The 14,262-nt window shown below is 72.5% G+C and carries 13 protein-coding genes and 1 tRNA gene; 5 read left to right on the top strand and 9 right to left on the bottom strand.

The window, feature by feature from the left end:
• Nucleotides 1-38: 38 nt before the first annotated feature.
• From E1212_RS27490 to E1212_RS27465, 6 genes are read right to left on the bottom strand one after another with little or no spacing between them, the layout of a single operon-like run.
• Nucleotides 39-1,541: a CoA-acylating methylmalonate-semialdehyde dehydrogenase gene (locus E1212_RS27490; protein ID WP_131988469.1), complete on the bottom strand. Its 1,503-nt coding sequence runs from the start codon at nt 1,539-1,541 to the stop codon at nt 39-41.
• Nucleotides 1,538-3,454, bottom strand: a complete 1,917-nt coding sequence (gene iolD / locus E1212_RS27485) for a 3D-(3,5/4)-trihydroxycyclohexane-1,2-dione acylhydrolase (decyclizing) (protein WP_131988467.1) — start codon at nt 3,452-3,454, stop codon at nt 1,538-1,540. Before iolD ends, E1212_RS27490 begins: the two co-directional genes overlap by 4 nt.
• Entirely contained in the window at nt 3,451-4,395 is a 945-nt protein-coding gene (gene iolB, locus E1212_RS27480) for a 5-deoxy-glucuronate isomerase (protein ID WP_131988465.1), read from the bottom strand. The genes iolD and iolB overlap by 4 nt, the downstream gene beginning before the upstream one ends.
• On the bottom strand, nt 4,392-5,282 hold the full coding sequence (locus E1212_RS27475; protein ID WP_131988463.1) for a Cgl0159 family (beta/alpha)8-fold protein: 891 nt from the start codon (nt 5,280-5,282) through the stop codon (nt 4,392-4,394). The genes iolB and E1212_RS27475 overlap by 4 nt, the downstream gene beginning before the upstream one ends.
• Complete coding sequence (gene iolC / locus E1212_RS27470; protein ID WP_420814448.1) at nt 5,272-6,264, bottom strand: 5-dehydro-2-deoxygluconokinase; 993 nt, start codon at nt 6,262-6,264, stop codon at nt 5,272-5,274. The genes E1212_RS27475 and iolC overlap by 11 nt, the downstream gene beginning before the upstream one ends.
• Before the next feature lie 41 nt (nt 6,265-6,305).
• Nucleotides 6,306-7,367: a Gfo/Idh/MocA family protein gene (locus E1212_RS27465; protein WP_131988461.1), complete on the bottom strand. Its 1,062-nt coding sequence runs from the start codon at nt 7,365-7,367 to the stop codon at nt 6,306-6,308.
• A 128-nt stretch (nt 7,368-7,495) separates the two neighbouring features.
• Between E1212_RS27465 and E1212_RS27460 the strand changes: the two genes are divergently transcribed.
• Entirely contained in the window at nt 7,496-8,536 is a 1,041-nt protein-coding gene (locus E1212_RS27460) for a LacI family DNA-binding transcriptional regulator (RefSeq protein ID WP_131988459.1), read from the top strand.
• 74 nt (nt 8,537-8,610) lie between these two features.
• Here E1212_RS27460 and E1212_RS27455 read toward each other — a convergent pair whose 3' ends face one another.
• On the bottom strand, nt 8,611-9,138 hold the full coding sequence (locus E1212_RS27455; RefSeq protein WP_131988457.1) for a VanZ family protein: 528 nt from the start codon (nt 9,136-9,138) through the stop codon (nt 8,611-8,613).
• A 250-nt stretch (nt 9,139-9,388) separates the two neighbouring features.
• On the opposite strand from E1212_RS27455, the gene E1212_RS27450 reads away from it, so the two are divergent.
• From E1212_RS27450 to E1212_RS27435, 4 genes are all read left to right on the top strand, one after another.
• Entirely contained in the window at nt 9,389-10,540 is a 1,152-nt protein-coding gene (locus tag E1212_RS27450; RefSeq protein ID WP_131988455.1) for a Gfo/Idh/MocA family protein, read from the top strand.
• A gap of 44 nt (nt 10,541-10,584) precedes the next feature.
• Nucleotides 10,585-11,679 carry a dihydrodipicolinate synthase family protein gene (locus E1212_RS27445; protein WP_131988471.1) on the top strand — a complete coding sequence of 365 codons (1,095 nt, stop codon included), beginning with the start codon at nt 10,585-10,587 and terminating at the stop codon, nt 11,677-11,679.
• Nucleotides 11,679-12,497 (top strand): sugar phosphate isomerase/epimerase family protein, encoded by an 819-nt coding sequence (locus tag E1212_RS27440; RefSeq protein WP_131988453.1) that lies wholly within the window; start codon nt 11,679-11,681, stop codon nt 12,495-12,497. Before E1212_RS27445 ends, E1212_RS27440 begins: the two co-directional genes overlap by 1 nt.
• 186 nt (nt 12,498-12,683) lie before the next feature.
• Nucleotides 12,684-12,759: transfer RNA gene (locus E1212_RS27435), tRNA-Asn, on the top strand.
• A gap of 54 nt (nt 12,760-12,813) precedes the next feature.
• Here the strand turns inward: E1212_RS27435 and E1212_RS30180 are convergent.
• The gene (locus E1212_RS30180) at nt 12,814-13,236 is read right to left on the bottom strand and encodes a tyrosine-type recombinase/integrase (protein WP_420814447.1); all 423 of its coding nucleotides are present in this window, start codon (nt 13,234-13,236) and stop codon (nt 12,814-12,816) included.
• Nucleotides 13,211-13,999 (bottom strand): tyrosine-type recombinase/integrase, encoded by a 789-nt coding sequence (locus tag E1212_RS27430; protein WP_203417327.1) that lies wholly within the window; start codon nt 13,997-13,999, stop codon nt 13,211-13,213. Before E1212_RS27430 ends, E1212_RS30180 begins: the two co-directional genes overlap by 26 nt.
• Nucleotides 14,000-14,262 lie beyond the last annotated feature (263 nt).

Below are 14,262 nucleotides of genomic sequence, written 5' to 3'. Positions count from 1 at the left end.
ACCCAACCCCACCCCATGGCGCACGGAGCCGAACCGGGTCAGGTCGCCGTCGGGAAGTGGTAGCTGGCGGCGACCGGGTGCTCGACGCGGGGCCACCGCGACGTCACGACCTTGGCCCGGGTGTAGAACGCGATCCCTTCGGGGCCGTGCATGTGCGACTGGCCGAACAGCGAGTCCTTCCAGCCGCCGAAGGAGTAGTAGGCCATCGGCACGGGAATCGGGACGTTGATCCCGATCATCCCCACGCGCACGCCGCGCTGGAACCGCCGGGCCGCCTCGCCGGAGCCGGTGAAGATCGCAGTGCCGTTGCCGTACGGGTTCGCGTTGATGAGTGCGATCGCCTCGTCGACGTCGCCCGCCCGCACGACCGACAGCACCGGGCCGAAGATCTCGTCGCGGTACACGTCCATGGACGGCGTGACGTGGTCCAGCACCGTCGGGCCGACGAAGAAGCCGTCCTCGTGACCGGGGACGACCAGCCCGCGCCCGTCGACGGCCACCGTCGCGCCCTGCCGCTCGCCGGTGTCGACATAGCCCGCGATCCGGTCGCGCGCGGCGGCGGTGATGACCGGGCCCATCTCGCTGGCCTCGTCGCGGCCGGGCCCGACGCGGACGGCGGCGGCCTTCGCGGCGACAGCCTCGACGAGCCGGTCCCCGTCGCCGCCCGCGCCCACCGCGACCGCCGCGGAGATCGCCATGCACCGCTCCCCCGCCGACCCCATGGCCGCCGCGACCAGGTGGTTCGAGGCGAAGTCGAGGTCGGCGTCGGGCAGCACGACGGCGTGGTTCTTGGCGCCGCCGAGCGCCTGCACGCGCTTGCCGTTGGCACTTGCACGCTCGTGGATGTACCGCGCGATCGGGGTCGAGCCGACGAACGACACCGCCCCCACGTCGGGGTGGTCGAGCAGCGCGTCGACGGCGTCCTTGTCGCCGTGCACGACGTTGAAGACGCCGTCGGGCAGCCCCGCCTCGGACCACAGCGACGCCACCAGCAGCGACGCCGACGGGTCCCGCTCGCTCGGCTTGAGGACGAACGCGTTGCCGCAGGCGATGGCGACCGGGTGCATCCACATCGGCACCATGACCGGGAAGTTGAACGGCGTGATGCCGGCGACGACGCCCAGCGGCTCGCGGAAGCTGTACACGTCGACGCCGGTGGACACCTGGTCGGAGAAGTCGCCCTTGAGCAGGTGCGGGATGCCGCAGGCGAACTCGACCACCTCGAGGCCGCGCTGCACCTCGCCGAGCGCGTCGGAGACGACCTTGCCGTGCTCGTCGGCGATGATCTCGGCCAGCTCGCGGGCGTGCCGGTGGACGAGCTCGCGGAACGCGAACAGCACCCTGGTCCGCTGGGTCAGCGATGCCTGCGACCAGCTCTCGAACGCCTTCGCCGCCGCGCTGACGGCGACATCCACGTCAGCGGGCGACGCGAGCAGCACGTCGGCCTGCTGCTGACCCGTCGCGGGGTTCCAGACCGGCGCCGTGCGGGTGGAGCCGGCCCGCGTCGCGGCGCCGCCGATCCAGTGCTCGATGGTCCTCATGCGTCGTTCCCCTCCGAGGCCGGGCCGGCCAACGGCCGCTGCGCCTTCTTCTGCCGCTCGTACTCCGCCCGCGCCGCCCGCGTGGTGTCCAGCGCCGCCGTCTCGCTGACGGGGACGTCCCACCAGGCGTCGCTGTCGGGCCCACCTGCCAGCGGGTCGGTCTCGATGTGGACCAGGACCGGGCCGGCGTCGGCCGGCGCCGCCTTGGCCTCGCGCAGCGCCGTCCGCAACTCTGCCACCGTCGCCACGCGGACCACACGGACCCCCAGGCTGGCCGCGTTCGCCGCCAGGTCGACCGGCAGCACGTCGCCGTCCAGCCGCCCGCTCTCGGCGGAGCGGAACCGGTACGCCGTCCCGAACCGCTGCGACCCGAGCGACTCCGACAGCGAGCCGATCGAGGCGAACCCGTGGTTCTGCACCAGCACCACGACGATCTTGATCCGCTCCTGGACGGCGGTGACCAGCTCCTGCGCCATCATCAGGTACGACCCGTCGCCGACCAGCACGAACACGTCGCGGTCGGGCTCTTGGGCGAGCACGGCCATGCGCACCCCGACGCCTGCGGCGATCTCGTAGCCCATGGTCGAGTAGCCGTACTCGACGTGGTAGCCCTTGGGATCGCGGGTGCGCCAGAGCTTGTGCAACTCGCCGGGCATCGAGCCGGCCGCGTTGAGCACGACGTCGCGCGGCTCGCTGACCTCGTTGACCGCGCCGATCACCTCGGTCTGCGCCGGCAGCGGCTCGCGTCCGGCGGTGTAGGCGGCGGTGACGACGGCGTCCCATTCCGTGTTCGCCCGGGCGGCGTCGGCGCGGTACGACGCCGGCACCTGCCAGCCGTCCAACGCGGAGGTCAGCGCCTCCAGCGCGGCGCGGGCGTCGGCCACCAGCGGCAGCCCGGCGTGCTTGGCGCTGTCGAACCCGGCGACGTTGACGTTGACGAAGCGCACGCCGGGGTCCTGGAACGCCGTTCGTGACGCCGTCGTGAAGTCGCTGTAGCGGGTGCCGATGCCGATCACGACATCGGCCGAGCGGGCGAACCGGTTGGCGCCCGGCGTCCCCGTCGCCCCGACGGCGCCCAGCGAGAGCGGGTGGTCGTACGGCAGGCTGCCCTTGCCGGCCTGGGTCTCGGCGACGGGAATGCCGGTGGCCTCGGCGAACACCCGCAGCGCGTCGGTGGCCTCGCTGTAGATCACGCCGCCGCCGGCGACGACGAGCGGCCGCCGCGCCCCACGCACCAAGGCGGCGGCACGGGCCAGGGCTCCCGGCTCGGGGACGGCGCGCGGCACGTGCCACACCCGCTTCGCGAACAGCTCGGCAGGCCAGTCGTGGGCCTCGGCCTGCACGTCCTGCGGCATCGCAACGGTGACGGCACCGGTCTCGGCCGGGTCGGTGAGCACCCGCATCGCGCCGAGCAGAGCCGACGGCAACTGCTCGGGCCGCCAGACCCGGTCGAAGAACCGCGAGACCGGCCGGAACGCGTCGTTGACCGTGACGTCTGGCGCGTGCGGCACCTCGAGCTGCTGCAGGACCGGCTCCGCGACCCGGGTGGCGAACACGTCGCCGGGCAGCAGCAGCACCGGCAGCCGGTTGATCGTCGCGACCGCCGCGCCGGTGACCATGTTCGTCGCGCCCGGCCCGATGGACGACGTGCAGGCCAGCGTCGACAGCCGGTTGCGCATGCGGGCATAGCCGACGGCGGCGTGCACCATGCCCTGCTCGTTGCGAGCCTGGTGGTACGGCAGCGCCTGCGGATCGGACAGCTCGGCCTCGAGCAGCGCCTCGCCCAGGCCGGCCACGTTGCCGTGCCCGAAGATGCCGAAGCAGCCCTCGATCAGCCGGTGCTCGACGCCGTCGCGCTCGGTGAACTGCGCGGCCAGGAACCGGACCGTGGCCTGCGCGACCGTCAGCCTCATCGCTCGTCCTCCGTGATACGTCCCATGGGCAGGCGCGGGTCCGGCTCGAGTGACGCCCACTCCTCGCGTACCCAGGCATGCGCGGGATCGTCGCTGATCAGCCACTCGCGGATGGCGCCCGGCCCGGCCATCACGTTCAAGTAGTACAGGTGGTAGCCGGGCGCGGCCATCGACGGGCCGTGCCAGCCGTGCGGCACCAGCACGACGTCGCCGGTGCGCACCTCGGCGATCACGTCGATCGGCCGGGCCGGCGTGCCGTAGACGCGGTGGTAGCCGATGCCGGGGCCGTTCGGGCCGTCGCCGACCTCGAAGTAGTAGATCTCCTCCAGCTCCGACTCCTGGCCGGGCTCGTCCACGTCGTGCTTGTGCGGCGGGTACGACGACCAGTTGCCGGCCGGTGTGACGACCTCGACGGCGATCAGCCGGTCCGCCTCGAACGTGTCGGCGGAGCCGAAGTTGTGCACCTGCCGGGTGGCCTGCCCGGCGCCGCGGATCTCGACGGCGACGGCGTCGGCGGGGAGGTAGCGGGCGGCCAGACGGGCCGAACAGGGCGCGGCGGGCAGGGCGAACCGGGCGCCGTCGGCGTCGTTGGCGGCCCCCTGAGCCTCAGCTGAGGTACGTACTTCGGCTACGCCGCCGGCCGCGGTGACCGTGACGGACGCGTCGCGCGGCACGTAGACGGTGTCCGTCGGCCCGCTGAACACGTTCGGCCGGCCCGCGAGCTCGAACCGCTCGCCGTCGGCGACCACCGTGCCGCCGCCGCTGAGCGGCAGCACGAACAGCTCCTCGTCCCCGGAGTCGAACGCGTGCGTCTCGCCCGGGCCGAGCTCGACGACGCGCAGCGACGTCCACCGCCAGCCATCGACGGTCGACGGCGTCAGCTCGGTCGCGTACGGGCCGCGTCCCGCGCTGCCGGCCGGCCAGTGCCAACGCTCACTCATAGCAGGCTCACCGCCGTGTCGACCGCCGCCGCGACGTCGCCGCCGGGCGGGTAGAGGAGGGTGCGCCCGACCACCAGGCCGAGCGCCGTGGGCAGCCGGAGGACCTTCTCCCACTGCCGGAACGCCGCCTCCGGGTCGTCGGGCACCTCGCCGCCCAGCAGCACCGCCGGCAGCGTCGACGCCGCGAGCACCCGTTCCATGCCGGCCGGGTCGTCGTCGACCACCGGCAGCTTCAGCCACGTGTAGGCCGAGGTGTTGCCGAGGCCGGCGGCCACCGTCACCGACCGGATCACCGCCTCGGTCGAGAGGTCGTTGCGCAGCCGGCCGGTCTCGTCGCGGTGCGAGATGAACGGCTCGACCAGCGCGACCCGCCGCCGGGAGGCGAGGGCGTCGACGGCGCGCGCGCAGGCCTCGAGCGTCGGCGCCGTCGCGCGGTCGCCGGGGTCGATGCGCAGCAGCATCTTGCCCATCTCGAACCCCATGGACTCGATGCCGGCGGCGTCGTAACCGGTGAAGCGGTCGTCGACCTCGAACACCGTCCCGGCCAGGCCACCGCGGTTCATCGACCCGACGACCACCTTGCCGTCCAGCGCGCCGAGCAGCAGCAGGTCTTCGAGCACGTCGGCCGTCGCCAGCACGCCGTTGACGCCGGGCCGTCCGAGGGCGACGACCAGCCGGTCCAGCAGCTCGCCGCGGTCGGCCATGGCCAGCGCGTCGGGCCCGGCGCGCAGCGCCCCGCGCGCCGGGTGGTCCGCGGCGATCACCATGAGCTTCCCGGTCGGCCCGAGCAGCGTGTCCGGGCGCCGACGCGCGGCGGCGGCCGCGGCGATCGCCTCCGGCCGGTGGATGCGCGTGTCGACGACGGCGCGCAAGCGGTCAGCGAGCATCGGCACTATCCTCCAGGAACGCGGTGACCTCGGCCGTGGTCGGCATGGCGTCGGAGCAGGCCAGCCGGGTCGCCACGATGGCGCCGGCGGCGTTGGCGAACCTCGTGGCCTCGGCCAGGGGCCACCCGGCGAGCAGGCCGTGGCACAGCGCGCCGCCGAACGCGTCGCCCGCGCCGAGCCCGTTGAGGACGTCGACGAGGATCGGTGCGACGTCGTGCTCGCCGGTGTCGTCGACGGCGAGAACCCCCTTCGGACCCTGCTTGACGACGGCGACGGCGACACCGTGGTCCTCGCGCAGGGCGGCCGCGGCGGCGCGCGGATCGCGGGTGCCGACCGCCGTCTCGCACTCGTCGAGGTTGCCGACGGCGTGGGTGACGTGGGTGAGGGCCTCTTGGATGACGGGACGGGCCACCTCGCGGGACTCCCAGAACATCGGCCGCCAGTCGAGGTCGAGGACGGTGATCCTCCCGGGCGCCTTGCCGCGCGCGCGAAGGGCGGTGAGCGTCGCCGACCGGCTGGGCTCCTGGCAGAGCCCGGTCACCGTCGCCCAGAAGATGTCCGCGCCGCGGACGGCGTCGAGGTCCAGCTCGCTCTCGGTGAGCTGGAGGTCCGGTGCCGTCGGCGTGCGGCCGTAGAAGTAGATCGGGAAGTCGTCGGGCGGGAAGATCTCGCAGAGCGTCACCGGGGTCGCGAGGTCGGGAACCGCCGTCACGAACCGGTCGTCGACGCCGTACCCCTTCAGCGCCCGGTGGACGAACCGGCCGAGCGGGTCGTCACCGGTGCGGGTGACGACGGCGGACCGGCGGCCGTGCCGGGCGGCCGCGACGGCGACGTTCGTGGCCGAGCCGCCGAGGTACTTGGTGAACGTGGTGACGTCCTCCAGCCCGACCCCTGCCTGGTTCGGATAGATGTCGACCCCGACCCGCCCGACGGTCAGCACCTCGAGGCTCACGGCGTCACGGTTCACGGCGTCGTCGTGCACGGCGTCGCGGTTCACGGCGTCGTCGCGCACGGCGTCGCGGGTCACGAGGCGCTCCTGTCAGTGCCCGCCCCTAGGGTGGGTCCCACCCGGACGGGGCGGGGCATGCCGGCGCGAACCTCCTCGACGGCGACGGCACGGCCTTCCTGCCGCGAGAGCGTCGCGGCCTCGGCGACGTAGAAGCTCTCCAGCGCGTCGGCGACGGTGCACGGGCTCTCGCGCAGGCCCCGCGCGACGTCGACGAACGCGGCGATCTCGGCCTCGTAGGCGGGCCGAAACCGGGACCAGAACTCGCGGAACGGCTGGTCGTTCGGGAACGTGACGCCGGGCTCGGCCGAGGTCAGCGCGGCGTGGTCGTCGAGGCCGACGGCGTACGTGCCGGCCGTCCCCGCGACCTCCATGCGCACGTCGTAGCCGGCGCCGTTGTACCGCGACCCCTGCAGTGTCGCCAGCGTGCCGTCGTCGAGCGTGAGGACGGCGGCGGACTCGTCGACGTCGCCGCTGGTGGCGAAGACCTCGGCGCCGCGGTTCGCGCCCGTCGCGTACACCGTCGACACCTCGCGGCCCGTGACCCAGCGCAGGACGTCGAAGTCGTGGATGTGGCAGTCGCGGAAGATGCCGCCCGACGTGGGGATGTACGACGGGTGCGGCGGCTCGGCGTCGGCGGTGATGAGATGGACGCGGCGGACCTCGCCGAGCGTGCCGTCGCGCACCGCTGCGCGGGCGGCGACGTAGCCGGAGTCGAAGCGGCGCTGGAAGCCGATCTGCGTGGGAACCCGAGCGGCCTCGACGGCGGCCAGGACGGCGAGCGTGCCGCCGACGTCGGCGGCGACCGGCTTCTCGCAGAACACCGGCAGGCCGGCCTGCGCGGCGGCGATCATCAGCTCGGCGTGGGCCGACGTGGCCGCCGCGATGACGACGGCGTCGACGTCCGTGAACGCGTCGGCGGGCGTGGCCGCGGCCTCGACCCCGAGCTCGTCGGCGACCTTACGGGCCCGCACCCCGTCGGCGTCGGCCACCCGCACCGTCATGACGGCCGGATGGTCCCGGACCACCTGCGCGTGTGCCGCTCCGATGCGGCCGACCCCGACGAACCCCACGCGCATGCCCGCTCCTCCCATTTGTCTTGACAAACTAACATGCTGACGAAGCGAGTCCAGTCCATGTCCTGCGATCCGGACGGCCTCCGCCGGTCTATCGTGGAAGCGCATTCCTCCACGAAGACAGGAGTTTCATGGCCGAGCAACCGCGCGGTTCGGTCACGCTGATGGACGTCGCCGCCCGGGCCGGGGTCTCGCTGGCCACGGCGTCGCGCGCCCTGAACGGCAGCACGCGCAAGGTCGGCGACGACCTCCGCGAGCGTGTGCTCGACGCCGCCCGCAGCCTCAACTACGCGCCGAACGCCCAGGCGCAGGCCATGGCACGCGGCCGCACCAACGTGGTCGGCCTGGTGGTGCACGATATCGCCGACCCGTACTTCTCCTCCATCGCCGCCGGCGTCATGGAGGCCGCCGAGGGCCAGCACGTGCTGGTCACGCTCGGCAGCACGCTGCGCCGCCCGGATCGCGAGGTCGACTACCTGGTGGCGATGCGTGGCCAGCGCAGCCGCGCGGTCATCCTCGCCGGCAGCCGCATGGACGACAGCTCCGTCGCCGACGCGCTGCGTCGCGAGATCGACATCTTCGAGAGCGACGGCGGCATCGTCGTCGCCATCTCGCAGAAGCAGCTGCCCGTCGACACCGTCGTCATCGAGAACCGCCTCGGCGCCCGCGACCTCGCCTCGTCACTGGTCGATCTGGGGTACCGCCGCTTCGGCGTGCTGGCCGGCCCCGACGCCATGCTCACCGCGCGCGACCGCGTGCACGGATTCCGCGAGGGCCTCGGCCGCGCGGGCGTCGACCTCGACTCCGCGTACGTCGTTCACGGCGCCTTCACCCGCGACGGCGGCCACCAGGCGATGGGCACACTACTCGGCGCCGTCGGCGCAGGCGAGCTCGACTGCGTCTTCGCCGTCAACGACGTCATGGCCGTCGGCGCCATGGTCGCCTGCCGCGAGGCCGGGCTCACGGTGCCGCAGGACCTCGGCCTGGCCGGCTTCGACGACATCAGCACCCTGCGCGACATCAACCCGGCCCTGACGACGGTGCGGCTGCCGCTCGAGAAGGTCGGCGCGACGGCGTTCGAGCTGGTCGCCAGCGCCGCCGACCGCACCAAGCCGCGGACGCGACGCATCAAGGGCGAGGTCGTCCTCCGGCAGAGCACCCGCTCCACCTGACCCCACCGGCCCGCCCGCCGGAGCCCATGATCATCAACCTTCTGTGCTGCTCTGACGGCCCAGAAGGTTGATGATCACGGGGCCGGGCGACGGGTAGACGCCTTCCCCTCGTCTTGCGCGGTCGCCGAGCCGCACCGCGAGGCGAGCCACAGCCCGGCCACGGCCAGGACGGCCCCGAGCGCCGCGCCGAGGGTGTTCGAGAGCCAGTCGTCGGTCGAGCAGGACCGGCCGAGCGCCGGGACGACGGCCTGGACCAGCTCGATCAGCGCCGCGAGTCCGCTCGCGGCCACCAGCGCCACCGCCGGGCGCCGGGTCAGGACGCCGGCGAGCAGCACGAGCGGTACGAACAGCACGACGTTGGCCATCAGCTCGACGGCGCCGAGCGTGGGCACCGACCACTCGACCGCGCACCCGGCGGCCAGTTCACGGCTCGTCGGGACCAGGGCGAGCAATGCCACCGGCACCAGGCACACGCCCAGCAGCACCCGGGTCACGCGCGGCCGCGGCAGCAGCCAGGCTCCGGCGACCGGCCCGAAGACCACCAGTGCCACGAGCGCCGTCGTCGTCATCCAGGGATGCTCGACGAGGACGGTGCTGATCACGGCCCGCACTCTACGCGGCGGCCGGTGAGGCGGACCCGCTGAGCGCGCGGGTAAGCGCCTTCCCACCTGCGACGACCATTCGGCCAGGTGGGACGACTAATTCGTCCCTCGCGGCCGCCCGACCCCGTCCACACCGCTCCGACCTGGAGTCATTCCCTGTGCGCGAGAGCTTGCGCGGTCGCGCACAGACGCCGTACGGTGTGTGGGCAAGCGCTTTCCCACAGGCGGGCGCGGTCCCCCAGGAGGTGGCATGGCAGTCAAGTCGCTCGGTGTCGTGATGAACGGCGTCACCGGCCGGATGGGATACCGGCAGCACCTGGTCCGGTCGATCATCGCGATCAACGAGCAGGGCGGGGTCGAGCTGTCCGACGGCTCCCGCGTCACCCTCGACCCGGTCCTCGTCGGCCGCAGCGAGGAGAAGCTGCGCGACATCGCGACGCGGCACGGCCTGGAGCGCTGGACCACCGACCTCGACGCCGCGCTCGGCGACGCCGCGAACCTCATCTACTTCGACGCCCAGCTCACGTCGGTGCGCGAGGAGTCGATCGTCAAGGCGATCGAGGCCGACAAGCACATCTACACGGAGAAGCCGGTGTCCGAGACCGTCGACGGAGCGCTGACGCTGGCCAAGCTGGCCAAGGCCGCCGGCGTCAAGAACGGCGTCGTGCACGACAAGCTGTTCCTGCCCGGCCTGCTCAAGCTGCGCCGCCTGGTCGAGAGCGGGTTCTTCGGCCGCATCCTGTCGGTGCGCGGCGAGTTCGGCTACTGGGTCTTCGAGGGCGACTGGCAGGAGGCCCAGCGGCCGAGCTGGAATTACCGCAGCGAGGACGGCGGCGGCATCGTCGTCGACATGTTCTGCCACTGGGACTACGTGCTGACCAACCTCTTCGGCCGGGTCGAGGCCGTCACCGCGCGCGCCGTCACGCACATCCCGGAGCGCTGGGACGAGCGGGGCGAGCGCTACGACGTCACTGCCGACGACGCCGCCTACGCGATCTTCGAGCTCGCCGGTGGCGTGGTCGCGCAGTTCAACTCGTCGTGGGCGGTCCGCGTGCACCGCGACGAGCTGCTCGAGCTGCAGGTCGACGGCACCCTCGGCAGCGCCGTCGCCGGCTTGCACCAGTGCGTCATCCAGCCGCGCACCGCGACGCCGCGGCCCACGTGGAACCCCGACCTCGCCGACGTACAGCGCTACCGGGAGCAATGGCAGGACGTCCCCGACAACTCGCCGCCGCAGAACGGGTTCAAGGCGCAGTGGGAGCAGTTCGTGCGGCACGTGATCGAGGACGCGCCGCACCCGTACGACTTCCTCGCCGGCGCCCGCGGCGTGCGGCTGGCCCAGGCCGGGCTGCAGTCGTCGGCCGACGGCTGCCGGGTCGAGCTGCCGGAGCTGACCCTGTGAGCGGCGACGGCGTCAGCGTGCGGCTGCCGGGGCGGACCCACGTCATGGCGGAGCAGCGCACGTGGTCGCGGCCCACGGAACCGATCACGTCGCGAGTGGCGTTCGCCGCCGCCCACGTCGTCGCCGATCCGCTGGGCGAGAACCGGCCGGGCGCTCCCGCCGTCGTCGACTGGGAGCACACGCTGGGGTTCCGGCGGCACCTGTGGTCGTACGGGTTGTGCGTGGCCGAGGCGATGGACACCGCACAGCGCGGCATGGGTCTCGACTGGGCCGCGACGCAGGAGCTGATCCGGCGCAGCGCGGCCGAGGCACGCGCCGTCGGCGGCCGCATCGCGGCGGGAGCCGGGACGGACCAGCTGACCGGCGCCCCCAGGGGTCTCGATGACGTCGCGGCCGCGTACGAGGAGCAGCTCGACGTCGTCGAGGACGCCGGCGCGCAGGTCATCCTCATGGCCAGCCGCGAGCTGGCCGCCGTCGCGACCGGCCCGGACGACTACCGGAAGGTCTACGACCGGCTGCTGGCGCAGACGTCGGCGCCGGTGATCCTGCACTGGCTCGGCCCGATGTTCGACCCCGCGCTGGCCGGCTACTGGGGCGCCGACGGCGTCAGCGATGCGGCCGACCACGTGGTGGCGCTGATCGCCGACAACGCCGCGAAGATCGACGGCGTCAAAGTGTCGCTGCTCGACGCCGCGTTCGAGGAGGCGCTGCGATCGCGGCTCCCGGCCGGCGTACGGCTCTACACCGGTGACGACTTCCACTATGCCGAGCTCATCCGCGGCTCGTCGGACGCGCTGCTCGGGATCTTCGCGGCCATCGCGCCGGCGGCGTCGGCGGCGCTGCAGGCGCTGGACCGCGGCGACCTCGCCGCCTACGACGACGCGTTCGCGCCGACGGTGCCGCTGGCTCGGCACGTGTTCGGCGCACCGACCTACTACTACAAGGCCGGCATCGCGTTCCTCTCCTGGCTGTCCGGGCTGCAGCCGGGGTTCGTCATGGTCGGCGGACTACAGAGCGCGCGCTCGCTTCCGCACTTGGTGACCACGTTCGAGCTGGCCGACGCGGCCGGGTTGTTCCCGGACCCGTCACTGGCGGCCGCGCGGATGACGTCGCTGCTGGCGACCTACGGGGTGGCGTGATGGACCGGCTGTCGCTGAACCAGCGGACCACCGAGCGCTGGACCGTCGCCGAGGCCGTCGACGGGTGTGTACGGGCGGGGCTGCAGTGGATCGGGCTCTGGCGCGAGCCCGTCCAGGCCTGTGGAGTCGCGGAGGCCGCGCGGCTGGTCGCCGAGGCCGGACTGCGGGTGTCGTCGCTGTGCCGGGGCGGGTTCCTGACGGCGTCCGCTGCTGGCGCGCGCGCGGCGGCTCTGGACGACAACCGGCGGGCGATCGACGAGGCGGGCACGCTGGGTGCTGACTGCCTGGTCCTGGTGGTCGGCGGCCTGCCCGCCGGGTCCCGGGATCTGACCGGGGCGCGGGCTCGGGTGGCCGACGGCGTGGCTGCGCTGGTCCCCTACGCGGAGGCGGCCGGGGTCCGGCTGGCGCTGGAGCCGATGCACCCGCTCTACTGCGCCGACCGCGGCGTGCTGTCGACACTGGACCAGGCCCTCGAGATGGCCGCCCCGTTCGCGCCGTCGTCGGTGGGCGTCGTCGTCGACACCTTCCACGTCTGGTGGGACCCCGTCGTCGAGGCCGCGATCGCGCGGGCGGCGGGCCGGATCGCGAGCTTCCAGGTGTGCGACTGGATCACCCCGTTCCCGGCCGATGCGCTGCTGTCTCGCGGCATGATGGGCGACGGCCACATCGACTTCCGGCACCTGCGCCGCCTCGTCGAGGCGGCCGGCTACGACGGTCCCATCGAGGTCGAGATCTTCAACGCCGACGTCTGGGCCGCCGACCCCGACGAGGTGGTCGCGCTCATGCGCAAGCGCTACGAGGAGCACGTCCTCGACTGACGGCCGGGCGGCTCGCCTCGGCGAGGCTGACCGTCGCTCCGGATCGGGCAATTCGGTCACGCTGACGACCACCAGCCTTGCCGAGGACGTGGCCCACCTTGCCAACCGTCTGACCCCGGAACCGATTGGGATCCGGGGCCCCTCGTTTGGTATGGTTCAGCGCGGCCGGAACGTTCGGTCTGCCGATCCCGCATAGCTCAATTGGCAGAGCATCTGACTGTTAATCAGAGGGTTCCTGGTTCGAGTCCAGGTGCGGGAGCCAAACCCCAAGGTCACAGGCCAGACGGCCAGCGCGCCCCACACCGCAGCCCATGGTTTACCCATGGTTTTCGCCTTCCACGGCGCCGCGGAACGCCGCATCGAGCGCCGTAGCGGCAGCCGGGTTGGCAACGCGTCGACCCATGTAGTTGTCCTGGGTCATCGACACGCGGGAGTGGCCGAACTGGTCCGCGACCTGCCTAGCGGAGAACCCGGCGTCATCCATCACGGTCGCCGTCGTCTTGCGGTAGTTGTGCGAGGTCAGCCACTCCATCGCGGCCGGTCCCCTCGCTACCCGGATATCCCGGCTCGTGTTCGACGGGTCCCGGTAGCCGCCCCCGCTGTCGGTGAACACCGGCCGGTCGAGCTGGGTCCCCGGAACGAACCGACGCCGCAGCATCGCGATCGCCACGAGCGGCAGCGGCAATGCCCGATCGAACTGGTTCTTGATCCACTTACGGATCAGGCCCTGACCAGTCACACGGACGATCGTGTGCGTGATGTCGACGGTGCCGGCCGCCAGGTCGACCTGATCCCAGTGCACCGCCAGCTTCCCCGATCCGGCACCCCGTCGCGAGCATGAACAGCGTCAGATCGGGCAGGTCCTTCCGAACCGCTTGCGGATCCGCACGGAGCGCGGCGAACCAGTCGACCAGCTCGGGATCGCTCATCGAGCGAGGCGGCTTCTTGGTGGTCTCGATCGCCTCGACCTCGCGGACCGGGTTCGCCACCAGGGCACCGCGACGCACAGCCAGCGCCATCACTCCGGAGATGACCGAGCGGCAGGTCTTGGCGGTGGGTGCGCCGGCGTCGGCGGCAACCTTGCTGATGACCTTGTCCACGAGCGGCGTTGTCGCCTCACCCAGCCGGACCTCACCAAGCGCCCGGAGCACGTGACGGCGCATCATCTTGCGGTAGGTGTCCAGTGAGGTCGGAGACCGCCGGTCCGCCTTGACCATCTGCTCGAAGCGGTCCAACCACTGCTCTGCCGCGACCGAGAATCGATGCGATGCCGTCAGTTCGCCTGTCCCGCTGACCTTCACTCGCTCGGTCAGCTTGGTCCGGAGCGCGTTCGATGCCTGGGTGGCGGTCGCACCGTAAGCCTCGACCTGAGGCGTTCGACCGTTGAAGTCCCGGAACTGGGTGACGGCGCGGTAGCGGATGGGCTTGCCCTTGCCGTCGACCTTGTGGACGTAGGTGCGGATCTTGCCCCACGTGCCGATCGGGGGCGGTGCGCGGCCCATTACGCCGCCTGCGCTCGATCTGGGGCGTCGTGCCGGAAGGCGCCCCGCGGGTCGGTGCCCGGCTCCGAAGACTCAGGCATGCGTTCCCGCATCGCTTTGCCGACACGACCCGCCCGGACATCGCCGGGTAAAGGCCGGTGATGTCCCCGCTTGTGGTGTAACTCGTCGGGCCTGACGGCGTGGGTGACCACGCGTGTGGAGGCCATCGTGTGATGGTCAGCGAGACCACGCCAATGGTTCTCGCGGAAGGACACATCACACGA

This window comes from Jiangella ureilytica, from assembly GCF_004348545.1.
GTDB lineage: Bacteria > Actinomycetota > Actinomycetes > Jiangellales > Jiangellaceae > Jiangella > Jiangella ureilytica.
The sequence above is the reverse complement of the archived record's forward strand: the minus strand, read 5'-3'. Positions and strand labels throughout refer to the sequence as shown.